Source organism: Kitasatospora sp. NPDC001159 (genome assembly GCF_053598235.1).
Genome location: NZ_JBSFJV010000005.1, coordinates 1 through 14,571, shown reverse-complemented (window position 1 = coordinate 14,571; position 14,571 = coordinate 1). Strand labels below are relative to the sequence as shown.

Genomic DNA, 14,571 nt, shown 5'->3' with positions numbered 1-14,571 from the left:
CCTTCCACCCCACTTGGAGGAGAAGCACATGTCCGACGCGAACACCCGGGCCCAGTACGACCTCATCGTCATCGGCTTCGGCGCCGCCGGCCTGTCCGCCGCGCTGTCCTACGCCGAGGCCACCGAGGGCCGTGAGACCCCGGCGAAGATCGCGATCCTGGAGCGCTCCAGCGAGCAGGAGCGCGGCGGCGCCACCCGCTGGACCGGCGCGTTCCTGCGGATCGACGAGGACAAGCAGCTGGACACCGACTGGGCCGAGCACGTCAGCCGGGTCTCCGGCGGCCTCGCCGACATCGAGTACTGCCGCACCGTCGAGCGCGAGACCAAGCGGACCCTGGAGTTCGTCGAGAAGCACGGCGTCGAGATCGCCTTCGAGCACTTCCCGCTGCCGCACACCTTCGCCGCCGGCCAGCCGTCCATGGCCAAGCCGGCCAGCCCCCGCGGCGGCGGCGCCTCGATCGTCGAGCACCTGGGCGCCGCCCTGGAGAACGACCCGCGCGTCGACATCCGCTACCGGACCGAGGCGCTGCGCCTGACCACCACCGAGGACGGCACCGTCGACGGCGTCCTGGTCCGCGGCGCCGACGGCCGCACCCAGCGGCTCACCGGCCGCGCCGTCGTGCTGGCCTGCGGCGGCTTCCAGGGCAACCCGGAGATGCTCACCCGCTACGTCGGCGAGAAGGCCTGCGACCTCCCGCTGATCGCCCCCGGCATCACCAACAACCGCGGCGACGCGCTGCGGATGGCCCTGGAGCTGGGCGCCGACACCGCCGGCCAGTTCGACGGCATCCACGCCGAGCCCGTCGACACCCGCACCGACAAGGCCGACTCGGTCCTGTACGGCTTCGCCACCGGCATCTTCGTCAACCGCAGGATGGAGCGCTTCTTCGACGAGGGCCGCGACACCTGGGACAACACCTTCGAGCACGTCGGCTACGAGATCTGGAAGAACCAGGACCAGGAGGCGTACTGGATCGCCGACGCCAAGACGCTGGCCATCCCCGGCATCATGACCTCGCTGCTCAGCGACGTGCCGCCGGAGCAGGCCGACAGCCTGGAGGAGCTGGCCGGCAAGCTCGGCATCGACGCCGAGGCACTGGAGAAGACCGTCGCCGAGTTCAACGCGGCCGTCGGCCCCGGCGAGTTCGACCCGACCCGGCTGGACGGCAAGGCCACGGTCGGCATCGAGCCGAAGAAGTCCAACTGGGCCACCCCGCTGGACACCGCGCCGTTCATCGGCGTCCCGGTGACCTCCGCGATCTGCTTCACCTACGGCGGCGTCCGCACCGACCTCGACGGCCGGGTCGTCACCCCCTCCGGCACCGCCATCCCCGGTCTGTACGCGGCGGGCGAGGCCACCGGCCTCTTCTACCACGCCTACCCGCCGGCGACCTCGGTCCTGCGCTCGCTGATCTTCGGCCGGCTCGCCGCGCACCACGCCGCCGCCCAGCAGGCCTGATCCACCCCCCAACCCACTGCACCTGGAGGAACCGTGAGCATCGTCAACATCGACGTCACCCTCCGTGACGGCGGCTACCGCAACGGCTTCAACTTCCCCCTGGACTACGCGCTGAAGCATGCCAAGCTCAGCGTCGAGGCGGGCTTCGACTGGGTCGAGATCGCCTACCGCAAGGGCTCGCTGGTGCCGATCCCGAACCTCGGGCTCACCGGCCGCGGCGACGACGAGTTCATCGCCGCCGTCGCCCAGGAAATCGGCCCGGACCGGGTCGCGATGATCCTGCACCCGAAGAACATCACCGAGCAGGACCTGCCCGCGATGTACGCCGCCGGCGCGCGCCTGGTCCGCATCATCCTGCCGTCCAAGGGCTACCAGCGCGGCCTGGAGTACATCCGTCAGGCCAAGGAGATCGGGTACACCGTCGGCGTCAACTTCGCCCGAATAAGCCAGTGGTCGGGGCGCGGCATCGTCGAGGTGTCCACCGCCGCCACCGACGCCGGCGCGGAGGTCGTCTACCTGGCCGACTCCAACGGCAGCCTCTCCCCGGTGGACACCACCGACCTCACCACCCTGACCAAGTCGGTCACCGGCGGCCCGGTCGGCCTGCACGCCCACAACAACCTGGGCCTCGCCCTGTCCAACGCGATCAGCGCGGTCGCCGCCGGCGCGACCTGGATGGACTCCTCGATCCAGGGCATGGGCAAGGGCCCGGGCAACCTGATCGCCGAGCAGTGGCTGGCGCACCTCGACCGCACCGACGCCGAGGCCTCGGCCCGCCTCCACCTGGGCCACGCCCTGGAGTTGGCCGAACTGCTGCTCGCCACCGTCCCGGAGGGCACCCCCTCCCTCCCGCTGCCGGACCTGGTCCTGGGCCGCTACGACCTGCCGGTCGAGCACCGCAAGGACCTGGTGGGCGGCAGCCACCACGAGGGCATCGCCACCGCGCGCACCCTCGCCACCGTCCGGTGACGACCACCGGACGGCCTGTGCCGGCGGCGGTCTTCGGACCGGATACCGCCGCCGGCGCGGCACACGCCCTCGTCCTCGCCCCGGTCACCCCCCGCTGGGACGGCGGAGCCTTCTTCACCCCCGTCACCCGGGCCCTGACCGAGGCCGGCCTGCGGGTGACCGTGGTGGACACCCTCTCCGCCTGGGACGAGCAGATCGACTCGCTGGCCGCCCTCGCCGCCCGCTGGCGCCAACTCCTCGCCCAGTACGGCCCGGTGGACCTGCTCTGCGGGAACGCCCTGGGCGGGGCGGTGGCCCAGGCCCTGCTCCCCGAGCTCGCCCCGGACACCGCGGCGCTGCTCGTCTCGGGCCCCGCCCGCAGCGACGCCGTCCTTGAGGCCAGGCTCACCGAGATCGCCGAACTGGCCGCCGCCGGCCGCTCCGGCGAGGCCCTGGCCCTGCTCAACCGGCGCGTCCAGCCGCACGACCGCCGCTTCGAACCGGGGGGCGACACCCCCGAACCACACGACCCGGAGGCCGGGCGCCGCCTCGCCGCCGGGATGCGGATGCTGTGCGGCATCGACCTGACCGACGCGGTGCGGGCCCACCCCGGCCCGCTGCTGCAGATCGTCGGCGGTCACTCCCAGTTGGTCGGCCACCGCCACACCGCGGCGGCCCCGCACCACCGGGTGCACGTCATCCCGGGGGCCGGCATGCGCCCCCACTTCGAACGCATCGCAGAGGTGTCCGCCCTGGTCGGCTCCTTCCTGCGGGAGAAGGGACCCAGCACATGAAGAGCGTCGCGGTACTCCCCGGCGACGGCATCGGCCCCGAAGTCACCTCCGCGGCCCTCGACGTCGTGGACAAGCTCGGCCTCCCACTCGACCTGCGCTTCGGCGAAATCGGCTGGGAGTGCTGGCGCCAGGAGGGAAACCCGGTCCCCCAGCGGACCTGGAAGCTCCTGGAGGAGACCGACACCTGCCTGCTCGGCGCCATCACCAGCAAGCCGCTGCGCGAGGCCGAGGCCGAGCTGCCCGCCGAACTGCGCGGCACCGGGCTCACCTTCGTCTCCCCGGTCATCCAGCTGCGCCAGCGGCTGAGCCTGTACGCCAACATCCGCCCGGTCGTCGACCTGGTCGACGGCCGCTTCGACTTCACGGTGATCCGCGAGAACACCGAGGGCCTGTACGCCGGTTACGACTTCCACGGCCTGGACGACGCGCTCTGGAACGTGGTCCGCGACCACCCCAACGCCCAGGCCTCCGGCCCGGATTCGAGCAGCGTCACACTGCGCCTGCAGACCCGGTTCGGCATGGACCGGCTGCTGCGCCACGGCTTCGAGTACGCCCGCTCGCACGGCTACGACCGGCTCACCCTGGTCGACAAGCCCAACGTGCTGCGCCACAGCAGCAACCACCTGCGCGAGCGCCTGGAGCTGATCGCCGGCGAGTACCCCGAGATCGAGACCGAGATCCTCAACGTCGACGCGATCGCCCTGTGGCTGGTGCGCCGGCCCGAGCGGTTCGGCGTGCTGGTCGCCGAGAACATGTTCGGCGACATCCTCTCCGACCTCGGCGCGGGCGTCATGGGCGGCCTCGGCCTCGCCCCCAGCGGCAACATCGGCGACCACGGCAGCTACTTCGAGCCGGTGCACGGCAGCGCCCCCGGCATGGCCGGGCAGAACCGCGCCAACCCGATGGCGATGGTGCTCACCGTTGCCCAGATGCTCGACCACCTGGGCCTGCCCGTCCCCGGCGGCGAACTCCGGGCTGCGGTCCGGGCGGTCGCCAAGCAGCGCACCACCCTCACGTACGACATGGGCGGCACCAGCGGCACCAGCGAGGTCGCCCGGGCGGTGGCCGAGGAGCTCACCGCCGACCACGGCCCCGAGGACGTGGTGGACCGGCTCGCCCGCCTGGACACCGCCTCCGTCTCCGACGCCCTCGACAGCCTCGGCGTCGGCGGCGTACTGGCCGGCATCGCCCCCCGGGTGCCCGGCGCCCGCGCCGCCGGCCGCGCCTTCACCGTCAGCTACCAGCCCGTCGACAGCGCCGCCGAGGGCTTCCACAATGCCGCCAACTACCTGGACGACGTGCCCGAAGGCTCCTTCGTGGTGGTCGACAACGCCGGCAGCACCAGCTGCACCAACTGGGGCTCGCTGCTGACCAAGCTCGCCCAGCGCCGCGGCGTGCGCGGCACCGCCCTGCACGGCTCGGCCCGCGACATCGCCGAGATCCGCGCCGCCGGCTACCCGCTGTTCAGCACCGGCGCCACCATGGTCAGCGGCAAGAACCGGGTGGAGCTCGCCGCCACCGGCCGGGACGTCGTCATCGGCGAGGTCACCGTACGGCCCGGCGACATCGTGGTCGCCGACGACAACGGAGCCCTGGTGGTCCCCGCCGAGCGCGCCGCCGAGGTCGCCGACCGGGCCGAGCGGGTGGAGCGGACCGAGAGCGCCATCGCCGAGGCCGTCGACGCCGGCCTGCGGCTCGACGAGGCCCGCCGCCGGTACGGCTACGCCAAGCCCTGGGACGACGTCGGCGCCCAGCAGTCCCATGCGTGACCCGGCGGGGAGCGTGGTGGTGGACCTCCACTACCACGCCGGCCCCGACCTCTACCGCCGCCGCCTCACCTCCCTCGGCGCGGGCCGGGCCTACCAGGACGTCGGCGGCTGGGTGGTGCTCAAGAGCCACCTCAGCTCCACCGCGGCCCGCGCCTGGGAGGCCCGCCAGGAGGGGCTACCGGTCTCCGGCACCCTCGTCCTCAACGAACTGGCTGGCGGCGTCCGGCCCCGGGCCGTGGAGCAGGCGGTCTACGCCCACGGCCCGGACAGCCCGGCCCGCCTGGTCGTCCACCTGCCCACCCTGGTCGGCCACACCCACTGCTCGCCGCTGCGCCGCACCCCGTTCCACCCCCTGCTCGACCCCGAACGATGGCGGACCCACCCGGTCCTCGACGACGACGGCCGGCTGCGCCGGGACGTGCGCGAGGTGCTCCGGGCGGCCCGCGACCTGCCGGTCGCGATGGCCACCGGGCACAGCGACCGGGAGGCGGCGCTGCGCATCGTGGACGAGGCGGTCCGGCTCGACCTGCCGCGCCTGCTCCTCACCCACGCCACCCACCCCATGTCGGGCTTCACCCCCGACAACCTGACCGACCTGTCCCAAGTGCCCGGCCTGTACGTCGAGATCACCGCGCTGACCCTGCTGCTGGGCCACCGTGACGCCGGACACCTGAGCGAGCTGGTGCATGCCCACCCCCGGGTGCTGTTCAGCTCCGACCTCGGACAGCCCGACCAGCCGGACGTGAAGGAATGGCTGGACCTGAGCGCGCAGTGGTTCCGGGCCGCCGGCCTGACGAACCGGGAGATCAGGGCCATCACCTGGGCCAACCCGGTGAACCTGCTGACGCCTTGACATCCTCCCGTGGGTCGCAGGTCGCCGAGGCGGGTTCCCCGTTCAACGGGCGCAACACCGGCTGACGCCCACCCCCACGAAGCCCCCGCGAAGCCACCCCACGAAGCCCCTCCCACACAAGAAGGCCCAGCCATGACAGAGCCACCCGAACACCAGGGCGCCCCCTCCCGGCGCCGCGTGCTGCGCACCGCCGTCGTCGCCGGCGCCGCCCTGGCCGTCCCGCTCGCCGGCGGACTCCCCCCGGCCGAGGCCCGGGAGGGAGCCCAGCCCGCGCGCCCCCGGATCGGCTCGCTCGGCGACCAGTCCGCCGTCCGCACCTTCACCCTGGGCGACGTCCGGCTCACCTATGTCGTCGACGCCGCCATGGAGTTGGACCGCACCGGATTCCTGCCCGCCGTCCCCTCCTCCTACTGGGCGGAGCACCCCGAGGAGGTCGCGCCCTCCGGCCGGATCGCCGCCTCGGCGGGCGGCGTCCTGGTCGAGCGGGGCCACCGCCGGCTGCTGATCGACGTGGGCCTCGGTGCCAACGTGCTCCCGCCCTCGCTCGGCGTCTCCCGCGGCGGAGCGTTGCTGCGCACCCTCCGGGGGCTGCGGGTAGCACCGGAGACCATCGACACCGTGGCCTTCACCCACCTGCACACCGACCACACCGGCATGGGCTTCCTCACCGCGCCGGGGCGGGCGCCGCGCAAGGCGTTCCCGCGCGCCGGCTACCTGGTGGCCGGGGCCGAGTGGGAGCCGTTCTGGGAGCACCAGGTCAAGGTCGGGGCGCCGTCCTGGGACGGCTTCATGCTCCCGATGTCGAAGGTGCTGCGCCGCTTCGACGACGGCGCGCAGGCGTGGCCCGGCGTCAGAGCCCTGATCACCCCCGGCCACAGCCCGGGCCACACCACCTTCGTCATCTCGGCCGGCGACGGGCGGCGGATCCTGGTGTTCGGCGACGCCTTCCACACCCCGGCCCAGGTGGCCCACCCCGAGTGGCCGTCCGGACCGGACACCAACGTCGACAAGGTGCTGAAGGCCCGCCGGACCCTGCTGGCCGAGCTGCGCAAGCCGCGCACCTACGGCTTCGGGTTTCACTTCGGCGACCAGGCCTTCGGTCGGGTCGGCGAGGACGGCCGCTGGCACCCGGTGCCCGCCCGCGCCCTGCTGCCCGCCCCGATCCAGCTGCCCTGATCCACACTGCCCTGATTCACAAGAAGGGGGCTACGACACCACGTCCTTGCGCGCGAACCCCCGGAAGGCCAGCGCCAACAGCACCACCGCGTACGAGAGCGACAGCGAGACGCCCTGCAGCATGCCGCCCCACTCCAGCTGCGGCTGCAGGGCGTCCGCCCACGCGTACTGCCAGTGCGCCGGCAGCCACTCCCGCAGATCGCCCAGCGCGGTGACCGCGTCCAGCACCCCGGTGATGATCGAGACGAACACCGCCCCGCCGACCGCCCCCAGCGGCGCGTCCGTCGCCGTCGACAGCCAGAAGGCCAGCGCGGCGATCACCAGCTCGCTCAGGAACACGAAGGCCACCGCGAGCGCGAGCCGGGGCAGCGCCTGCCCGGCCGGCAGGCTGGCCCCGGCGGGCAGCTTCAGGTCCCCCCAGCCGTACGCGGCGGTGCCGACCACCAGCCCGATCGCGGGCAGCATCACCACCGCCACCGCCGAGAACGCCAGCCCGACCGCGAACTTGCGGGCCAGCAGCCGGGCCCTCGGCACCGGCGCGGCCAGCAGGTAGCGCAGCGAGGACCAGCTGGCCTCCGAGGCCACCGTGTCCCCGCAGAACAGCGCGACCGGGATCACCAGCATGAAGCCGGTGCCCACGAACAGCATGGTGACGGCGAAGTTGGCGCCGGAGGCGGTGGCCAGCTCGATGAAGGTGGTCCGGTCCGGACGCCCCGGGGTGCCGCCGATCTGGAACGCGGCCAGGATGACGAACGGCATCGCCGCCAGCACCCCACCGATCACCAGCGTGCGGCGCCGGCGCAGCTGCCGCATCGCCTCCACCCGCAGCGGCAGGGTCCGGCCCGCCCGGTACCCCTCGGCATGGTCCGTCGAGACGGCGCTCACGCCGCACCTCCGATCAACGACAGGAACGCGTCCTCCAACCGCCGCTGCGGCCCGGCGCTCTCCACCGGTACCCCCAGCCGCACCAGCTCCGCCAGCAGCTCGCTCGCCGCGAGCCCGTCCAGCCGGACCAGTAGCCCGTCGTCGACGGCCTCCGCCGAGCCGACCCCGGCCAGCGCGCCGACCTTGGCGACCACCGACTCCGGGTCGCAGGAGTCGGCGACCCCGATCATCAGCAGCTCGCCGGCGCCGACGATCTCCCCGACCGGCCCGGCCGTCACCAGCCGCCCGCGGTCCATGACCACCAGGTCGCTACAGCTCTGCTCGACCTCGGCCAGCAGGTGGCTGGAGACGATGACGGTCCGCCCGCCGGCCGCGTACCGGATCATCACCTCGCGCATCTCGCGGATCTGCGGCGGGTCCAGCCCGTTGGTCGGCTCGTCCAGGATCAGCAGGTCCGGCATCCCGAGCATCGCCTGCGCGATGGCCAGGCGCTGCCGCATGCCCTGCGAGTAGGTGCGCACCGCCCGGTCCAGCGCCTCGCCGAGCCCGGCGATCGCCAGCGCCTCGTCGAAGCGCGCGTCCTCCTCCGGCCGCCCGGTGGCCTGCCAGTACAGCCGCAGGTTGGCCCGTCCGGTCAGGTGCGGCAGGAAGCCCGCGCCCTCGACGAAGGCCCCGACCCGCGAGAGCACCGGTGCCCCCGGCCGCACCAGGTGTCCGAAGATCCGGATCTCCCCGGCGTCCGGCCGGATCAGGCCCATCAGCATCCGCAGCGTGGTGGTCTTGCCCGCGCCGTTCGGCCCGAGCAGGCCGAGCACCTGGCCCTGCTCCACCCGGAAGCCCAGGTCCCGCACGGCGTACCGGTCCTGCGCGCCCTTGTAGCGCTTGCTCAGTCCGCTGATCTGCAGCGGCACCCCGGCCAGCTCCGGGTCGAAGCCCGGCCCGGCGGCCGCCGAGCGCCGCCGCCGCACCACCGGCACCAGCACCAGGGCGGCGGCCACCACCACGGCCGCCAGCGGCAGCAGCCAGGTCCGCGCGGGCAGCGGCGCCGCCTCGGTGACCAGCTCCTCGTCGGTCGGCACGGTGAGCGCCCCGGCCGGCGCGACCCGGTAGGTGGCCGGCTCGGCCGGAGAGGCGTACGCCAGGTCGGTGGACGCCAGCACCAGCCGCACCCGGTGCCCGGTCGGGAAGGTGTGGTCCACGGTCGGCAGCTGGACGGTCACGGTCCGGCCCGCGTCGGCGCCGGTCACCCGCAGCGGGGCCGCGAGCTGCTGCGGCAGCACCGACTTGCCGTCCGGCCCGACGTCGTACAGCTTCGCGAACAGCACCGCGTCCGGCCGGTCCGCCGTCACCTTCACCGGCACGGTCGGCTGCCCGGTCAGGTGCAGCGGCGTGTCCAGCGGCGCCGAGTCGAAGGCGGCGTTCTGACCCGGGAAGTCCAGCGACAGCCCTGCCCCGAGCGAGGCCGCCTGGCTCAGCGCGCCGATCCCCGGCAGCGTCGAGATCCCCGGCGGTGCCCCGCCGGGCGGGTTGGCGACCGGCTTCTCCCCGCTCGCCAGCTCGATCGAGCGGGTGCCCGTCCCGGCCAGCCCCGGGTAGCGGTCCGCGGAGGCGCCGCGCAGCACGGCCTGGAAGCCGGTGGAGTCCACGCCGCCGGTCCGGGTCACCCGGAAGGCCGGCCCGGTGTCGTTGCCGTGCCCCCGCAGGTAGTGGTCGAACCAGGCGGTCACCCGGTCGTCCACCCGCGCGCTGGTGTCCGTCCCGCCGTCGTGCCCGCCCGCGAACCAGTCCACCGCGACCGGCGCGCCGTTGGCCGCCACCGCCCGGGCGATCTGGTCGCCCTGGTCCAGCGGGAACAGCGAGTCCTGCTGCCCCTGCACCACCAGGGTGGGCGCCTTGAGCCGCGCCGCCACCGAGGACGGGCTGGACTCCTCCAGCAGCGCGACGGCCTCCGGATCGGCGTGCCCTGCGGTGGCGACCCGGTCGTACATCTGGCAGAGCGAATCCAGGAACCGGCCGCAGCCCACCTGCCCGTCCGCCTCCGGTTTGGGCCCGGCCCCGCCGCGCGGCGCCCCGCCCGAGGGCCCGAGGTCCCCCGCCGAGCCGGTGGTGAAGAAGATCCCGGCCCACAGCTTCTTGAACACGCCGTCCGCCGCGCCCGAGCCCTGCACGCCCTGCGGGAACAGCGCGTCGGCCAGGTTCCACCAGGTGATCTGGGTGGCCACCGCGTCGATCCGGTGGTCGTACCCGGAGGCCAGCAGCGAGATCGCCCCGCCGTACGAGGCGCCGGTGATGCCAACCCGGGGGTCGCCGGGCCCGTCGAGCTGCACCTCGGGCCGCTGGGCCAGCCAGTCCACCAGGTGCTTGACGTCCTCGACCTCGCGGTCCGGCGCGTTCAGGCCGATCTTCCCGCCCGAGTGCCCGAAGCCGCGCGCCGACCAGGTCAGCACCGCGTAGCCCTGCCGGGCCAGCTGCTGGGCGCGCTCCCGCTCGCCGTCCTTTGAGCCGCCGAAGCCGTGCGCGAGCAGGACCGCCGGCCGCGGGGTGGTGCCGGTGGTGAAGAACGAGGTGTCCAGTCGGACCTGCTGGGCGCTGCCGGGCGTCTCCGGCATGCTGAGGAAACGATCCTCCTGGTGGACCACCTGCCCGCCGCCGGACGCCACCGCCGCCGTACCGACCCCGGTGACCGCCACCAGGGCCACCGCCCCGGCCAGCACCTTGCGCCGCACCGACATGTCGCGTCCGCGCCAGCGACGCCACGCCCCACCGAACTCCATGGGGGCTGATCGTATCCGCCGCCCGGGTAGGCGTCCGATAAAGCCACCACCCCTTTTCGTCCGGTTCACCCCGCTAATCGCCGGTACCGCACGGCTCACCCGGCTCTCCCCACGCCGAGAAGGTCCCCCGTGTTCTGCCCCCGGCCCCCGGCCTCTCCCCGGAACAGAGGTTCCCCGCGCCCCGGAAGGGGCGCGGGGAACTGCGCGAAGCGGAAGGCCACGGCCTTGAAGGCCACGGCCTTCAGATGCCTCCCGGCCGCTACAGAGCCCGAGCCATCGTCCGGTGCGGTATCCCGGCATCGTCGTACACCGGCCCCTCCGCCACGTACCCCAGCCGCTCGTAGAACCCGAGCGCCTGCACCTGTGCGTGCAGCTCGACCTCGACGGCTCCGCGTTCAAGCCCCGCCGCCTCGATCGCCCGGACCAGCTCGGCCCCGAGTCCGGTCCCCCGGGCAGCGGCGACGACCGCGAGCCGCCCGAGCAGCACCCGACCCCCGACACCCCCGGTCAGCTCCAGCGCCTGCTTCCCGAAGATCAGCCGCCCGGTCCCGAGCGCGGCCCCGTCGGCCGCGACGGCCAGCAGGTGCACCGAGGTCCGGTCGTACTCGTCGTACTCCAGCTCCTCCGGCACGTTCTGCTCGACGACGAACACCTCACGCCGGACGTCCCGGACCAGCGTGAGGTCCGCCTCGCCCTCGGCGACCCGGATCGAGACCGGCATGTCAGCTCTCCGCCGCGATGATGTCCAGGGCCTTCTTCAGGTCCGCCGGGTACTCGCTACTGAACTCGACCCACTGCCCGTCCGCCGGGTGCTCGAAGCCGAGCGAGACCGCGTGCAGCCACTGCCGGGTCAGCCCGAGCCGCTTGGCCAGCGTCGGGTCGGCGCCGTACGTCAGGTCGCCGACGCAGGGGTGGCGCAGCGCGGACATGTGGACGCGGATCTGGTGGGTGCGGCCGGTCTCCAGCTTGATGGCCAGCAGCGAGGCCGCCCGGTACGCCTCGATCAGGTCGTAGTGGGTGATCGACGCCTTGCCGTCACGGGTGACCGCCCACTTCCAGTCCGAGCTGGGGTGCCGCCCGATCGGCGCGTCCACGGTGCCGCTCATCGGGTCCGGGTGTCCCTGGACCAGCGTGTGGTACCGCTTCTCGGTGATCCGGTCGTGGAACTGCCGCTTGAGGTCGGTGTACGCCCGCTCGGACTTGGCGACGACCATCAGCCCCGAGGTGCCGACGTCCAGCCGGTGCACGATGCCCTGCCGCTCGGCGGCACCGGACGTCGAGATCCGGTAGCCGGCGGCGGCGAGCCCGCCGATCACGGTGGGGCCGGTCCAGCCGGGGCTCGGGTGCGCGGCGACGCCGACCGGCTTGTCGACCAGCACGATGTCCTCGTCGTCGTGGACGATCCGCATGCCGTCGACCGGCTCCGCCACGATCTGCACCGGGGCGGCGGGGGCGGGAATCTCGACCTCCAGCCAGGAACCGGCGGTCACCCGGTCCGACTTGCCGGCCACGGTGCCGTCGAGCGTCACCTTGCCCTCGGCGGCCAACTCGGCGGCCTTGGTCCGGGAGAAGCCGAACATCCGGGCGAGGGCGGCGTCGAGGCGCTCACCCTCCAGGCCGTCGGGTACGGGGAGGCTTCGGATCTGCGCTGCGGTACTCACCCGTACGAGTATGCCGGAAAGGCGGCCCCGCCCCTCCCGCCGGCGGTCCCGCCCGGTGGCGCAGTGCCCTACTTGTCGCCCTTCTCCGTCTGCTGGTGCACGGTCCCGTCCGGGTTGCTGCCCCGGAAGGAGAGGAGCACCACCAGGACCCCGCCGCAGACGATCGCCGAATCGGCGAGGTTGAACACCGCGAAGTGCTGGACCGAGACGAAGTCCACGACGTGCCCGCGGAAGACGCCCGGCGCGCGGAACAGCCGGTCGGTGAGGTTGCCGAGCGCCCCACCGAGCAGCAGTCCGAGCGCGATCGCCCACGGCAGGCTGTACAGCCTGCGGGCGATCCGCCAGATGACCACGATGACGGCCGAGGCGATCATCGTGAAGACGACGGTCAGCGCCTGCCCCATGCCGAAGGCGGCACCGGAGTTGCGGATCACCTGGAAGGTGACGACCTCGCCGATCACCTTGATCGCCGCGTGGTTCTCCAGCTTGGCGACGACCAGCAGCTTGCTGCCCAGATCGATCAGGAAGGCGAGCACCGCGACGACCAGCAGCACGCCGACCCGCCGCGGCCCCTTGGGCTTCTCCACCCCCGTGGCCCCGCCCCCGGAAGTCGCGTCGCCGTCGGTCGAAGCCGCCTCCGCGGGCTCGGTGGGATCGGCCACGGCCACCTCCACGGCATCGGCGGGGTTCGGGACGGCGTCGTCCCGGGTCTGGGGGGAACCTTGCGTACTGATGATCCGCTCCGCTGCCGATGGAGCTCCCCCGGGCAGGAGGCGGGGGAGGGTGTTGGGCCGATGCCGCCCTGGAATCCGTCGAGGAACCGCTACGGACGTGTCAGGCGACGTTACGGGGTCGAGCGTACGGCAAGCCCGACCCCCGACGTCGCTCTGGTGGCCCGGTTCAGCGGCGTTCCTGCTTGGCCTTGCACTGGACGCAGAGCGTGGCCCGGGGGAAGGCCTGCATCCGGGCCTTGCCGATGGCCTGTCCGCAGGACTCGCAGATGCCGAAGCCGACACCCTCCAGTCGCTCCAGGGCGCGCTCCGTCTGGGCGAGGCTGTCCCGCGCGTTGTTGGCGAGCGCCAGCTCGCTCTCCCGCGAGATGTTCTTCGTGCCGGCGTCCACCTGGTCGTCGCCGGCTCCGTCGTTGGAGTCGCGCATCAGGCCGGCGATGGCGGCGTCGGCGGCGTCGATCTCGCCGCGCAGCCGCTCCAGGTCGCTGATCAGCTCGTCGTGCAGCTCGTGGACCTCCTCCGAGGTCCACGGGTCCTCACCGGGCCGGACCGGCAGCGTGGCCGGATCGACGGACTCGGCCCCGCGCGGCGCGGTGACGGTGTCGGTGTCGGTGTCGGTGTCGGTGCTGCTCTGAGGTGCGGTAGTGGTCACGGTCCCCTCCCCTGGATCGGCCGCCACGGCCTTGCGTGCCCGCTTGGTGGCGGTGCCCACGCCGGTTGCCTTCTCAGCCATGGCTTCGACCCCATCTACGAACGAATCGAGCCGCCGGTTCCCGGCGGCTTCCAGTGCCGGAACGATAATCCCGATCAAAACCGGTCACAACATGACATACCGGCGCCTCGCGCTGATCCCACCCAGGCAGCCGCCCCAGCTGCCACGCCCGCGCGCTGACAGACTTGTGCCCACCTCACCCCCGCCTAACCACCCCTGCCGACCAGCCCTTCCGCGCCCCGCGACCACCCCAGCGGAAACGATTTGGACAAACCGACTTGCCCGGCCGATACACTGGCCCTGCAAGGCGCAGATGGGACGAGTACCGACGTACGCAGCCACCAGCGACCCGGGGACGGTGCGAGCCCGGGGGTGTGCACGACGGGAAGATCACCCCGGAGCCGCCGGAAGAACGGCCACCGCGCGACCCGCGGCGGCCCACTAGACCCGGCAGCAAGCCCAAACAAGAGGGCCGCAACGCAGTACCGCGGCCAAGGAGGGTGGTACCGCGGGGCGGCCGGGCCGTCTCGTCCCTCCGGAGGATTCAGTCCCAGCATCCGCCGGAGGTAGACGCCCGCGATGAGCAGCACCTACAACCCCGTCCCCGCGCAGGTGGACCTGCCTGCGCTGGAGCACCAGATCCTGTCCTTCTGGCAGGACAACAAGATCTTCCAGCGCAGCCTGGAGCAGTCCGAGGGCCGCCCCGAGTGGGTCTTCTACGAGGGCCCGCCGACCGCCAACGGCATGCCCGGTGCCCACCACATCGAGGCCCGCGTCTTCAAGGACGTCTTCCCGCGCTACCGGACGAT

General features: G+C 73.1%; 13 protein-coding genes. 7 read left to right on the top strand and 6 right to left on the bottom strand.

Annotation, left to right across the window (positions count from 1 at the left end; genetic code table 11):
- Nucleotides 1-28: 28 nt before the first annotated feature.
- The 6 genes from ACWC9T_RS04200 (at nt 29) to ACWC9T_RS04175 (ending at nt 6,999) form a co-directional block, all read left to right on the top strand.
- Nucleotides 29-1,459, top strand: coding sequence for an FAD-binding protein (locus ACWC9T_RS04200; protein ID WP_449819501.1), 1,431 nt, complete (start codon nt 29-31; stop codon nt 1,457-1,459).
- Nucleotides 1,460-1,492: 33 nt separating this feature from the next.
- A complete protein-coding gene (locus ACWC9T_RS04195) occupies nt 1,493-2,428 on the top strand; it encodes a hypothetical protein (RefSeq protein WP_449819500.1) in 936 nt (311 codons plus the stop codon).
- Nucleotides 2,425-3,201, top strand: coding sequence for an alpha/beta fold hydrolase (locus tag ACWC9T_RS04190; RefSeq protein ID WP_449819499.1), 777 nt, complete (start codon nt 2,425-2,427; stop codon nt 3,199-3,201). Before ACWC9T_RS04195 ends, ACWC9T_RS04190 begins: the two co-directional genes overlap by 4 nt.
- Nucleotides 3,198-4,970, top strand: a complete 1,773-nt coding sequence (locus ACWC9T_RS04185; RefSeq protein WP_449819498.1) for an isocitrate/isopropylmalate family dehydrogenase — start codon at nt 3,198-3,200, stop codon at nt 4,968-4,970. The genes ACWC9T_RS04190 and ACWC9T_RS04185 overlap by 4 nt, the downstream gene beginning before the upstream one ends.
- The gene (locus ACWC9T_RS04180) at nt 4,963-5,823 is read left to right on the top strand and encodes a DUF6282 family protein (protein WP_449819497.1); all 861 of its coding nucleotides are present in this window, start codon (nt 4,963-4,965) and stop codon (nt 5,821-5,823) included. Before ACWC9T_RS04185 ends, ACWC9T_RS04180 begins: the two co-directional genes overlap by 8 nt.
- Before the next feature lie 132 nt (nt 5,824-5,955).
- On the top strand, nt 5,956-6,999 hold the full coding sequence (locus tag ACWC9T_RS04175; RefSeq protein ID WP_449819496.1) for an MBL fold metallo-hydrolase: 1,044 nt from the start codon (nt 5,956-5,958) through the stop codon (nt 6,997-6,999).
- A 30-nt stretch (nt 7,000-7,029) separates the two neighbouring features.
- On the opposite strand, the gene ACWC9T_RS04170 is transcribed toward ACWC9T_RS04175, so the two are convergent.
- The 6 genes from ACWC9T_RS04170 to ACWC9T_RS04145 form a co-directional block, all read right to left on the bottom strand.
- Nucleotides 7,030-7,884 (bottom strand): ABC transporter permease, encoded by an 855-nt coding sequence (locus ACWC9T_RS04170; RefSeq protein ID WP_449819495.1) that lies wholly within the window; start codon nt 7,882-7,884, stop codon nt 7,030-7,032.
- Entirely contained in the window at nt 7,881-10,658 is a 2,778-nt protein-coding gene (locus ACWC9T_RS04165; RefSeq protein WP_449819494.1) for an alpha/beta fold hydrolase, read from the bottom strand. The genes ACWC9T_RS04170 and ACWC9T_RS04165 overlap by 4 nt, the downstream gene beginning before the upstream one ends.
- 259 nt (nt 10,659-10,917) lie before the next feature.
- On the bottom strand, nt 10,918-11,379 hold the full coding sequence (locus ACWC9T_RS04160; RefSeq protein WP_449819493.1) for a GNAT family N-acetyltransferase: 462 nt from the start codon (nt 11,377-11,379) through the stop codon (nt 10,918-10,920).
- A gap of 1 nt (nt 11,380) precedes the next feature.
- Entirely contained in the window at nt 11,381-12,319 is a 939-nt protein-coding gene (locus ACWC9T_RS04155; protein ID WP_449819492.1) for an RluA family pseudouridine synthase, read from the bottom strand.
- A gap of 68 nt (nt 12,320-12,387) precedes the next feature.
- Nucleotides 12,388-13,056, bottom strand: a complete 669-nt coding sequence (gene lspA, locus ACWC9T_RS04150; RefSeq protein WP_449819641.1) for a signal peptidase II — start codon at nt 13,054-13,056, stop codon at nt 12,388-12,390.
- Between the two features lie 163 nt (nt 13,057-13,219).
- Entirely contained in the window at nt 13,220-13,783 is a 564-nt protein-coding gene (locus tag ACWC9T_RS04145) for a TraR/DksA family transcriptional regulator (RefSeq protein ID WP_449819491.1), read from the bottom strand.
- Nucleotides 13,784-14,341: 558 nt separating this feature from the next.
- Between ACWC9T_RS04145 and ACWC9T_RS04140 the strand changes: the two genes are divergently transcribed.
- Nucleotides 14,342-14,571: class I tRNA ligase family protein (locus ACWC9T_RS04140; protein WP_449819490.1), on the top strand; the 230-nt coding region annotated here is incomplete at its 3' end.

What these genes read in the sequence shown, in the direction of transcription:
- ACWC9T_RS04200 (WP_449819501.1), top strand. Translation starts at nt 29, where the DNA reads ATGTCCGACGCGAACACCCGGGCCCAGTACGACCTCATCGTCATCGGC.
- ACWC9T_RS04185 (WP_449819498.1), top strand. Translation starts at nt 3,198, where the DNA reads ATGAAGAGCGTCGCGGTACTCCCCGGCGACGGCATCGGCCCCGAAGTC.
- ACWC9T_RS04180 (WP_449819497.1), top strand. Translation starts at nt 4,963, where the DNA reads ATGCGTGACCCGGCGGGGAGCGTGGTGGTGGACCTCCACTACCACGCC.
- ACWC9T_RS04175 (WP_449819496.1), top strand. Translation starts at nt 5,956, where the DNA reads ATGACAGAGCCACCCGAACACCAGGGCGCCCCCTCCCGGCGCCGCGTG.
- ACWC9T_RS04165 (WP_449819494.1), bottom strand. Translation starts at nt 10,658, where the DNA reads ATGGAGTTCGGTGGGGCGTGGCGTCGCTGGCGCGGACGCGACATGTCG.
- ACWC9T_RS04160 (WP_449819493.1), bottom strand. Translation starts at nt 11,379, where the DNA reads ATGCCGGTCTCGATCCGGGTCGCCGAGGGCGAGGCGGACCTCACGCTG.
- ACWC9T_RS04145 (WP_449819491.1), bottom strand. Translation starts at nt 13,783, where the DNA reads ATGGCTGAGAAGGCAACCGGCGTGGGCACCGCCACCAAGCGGGCACGC.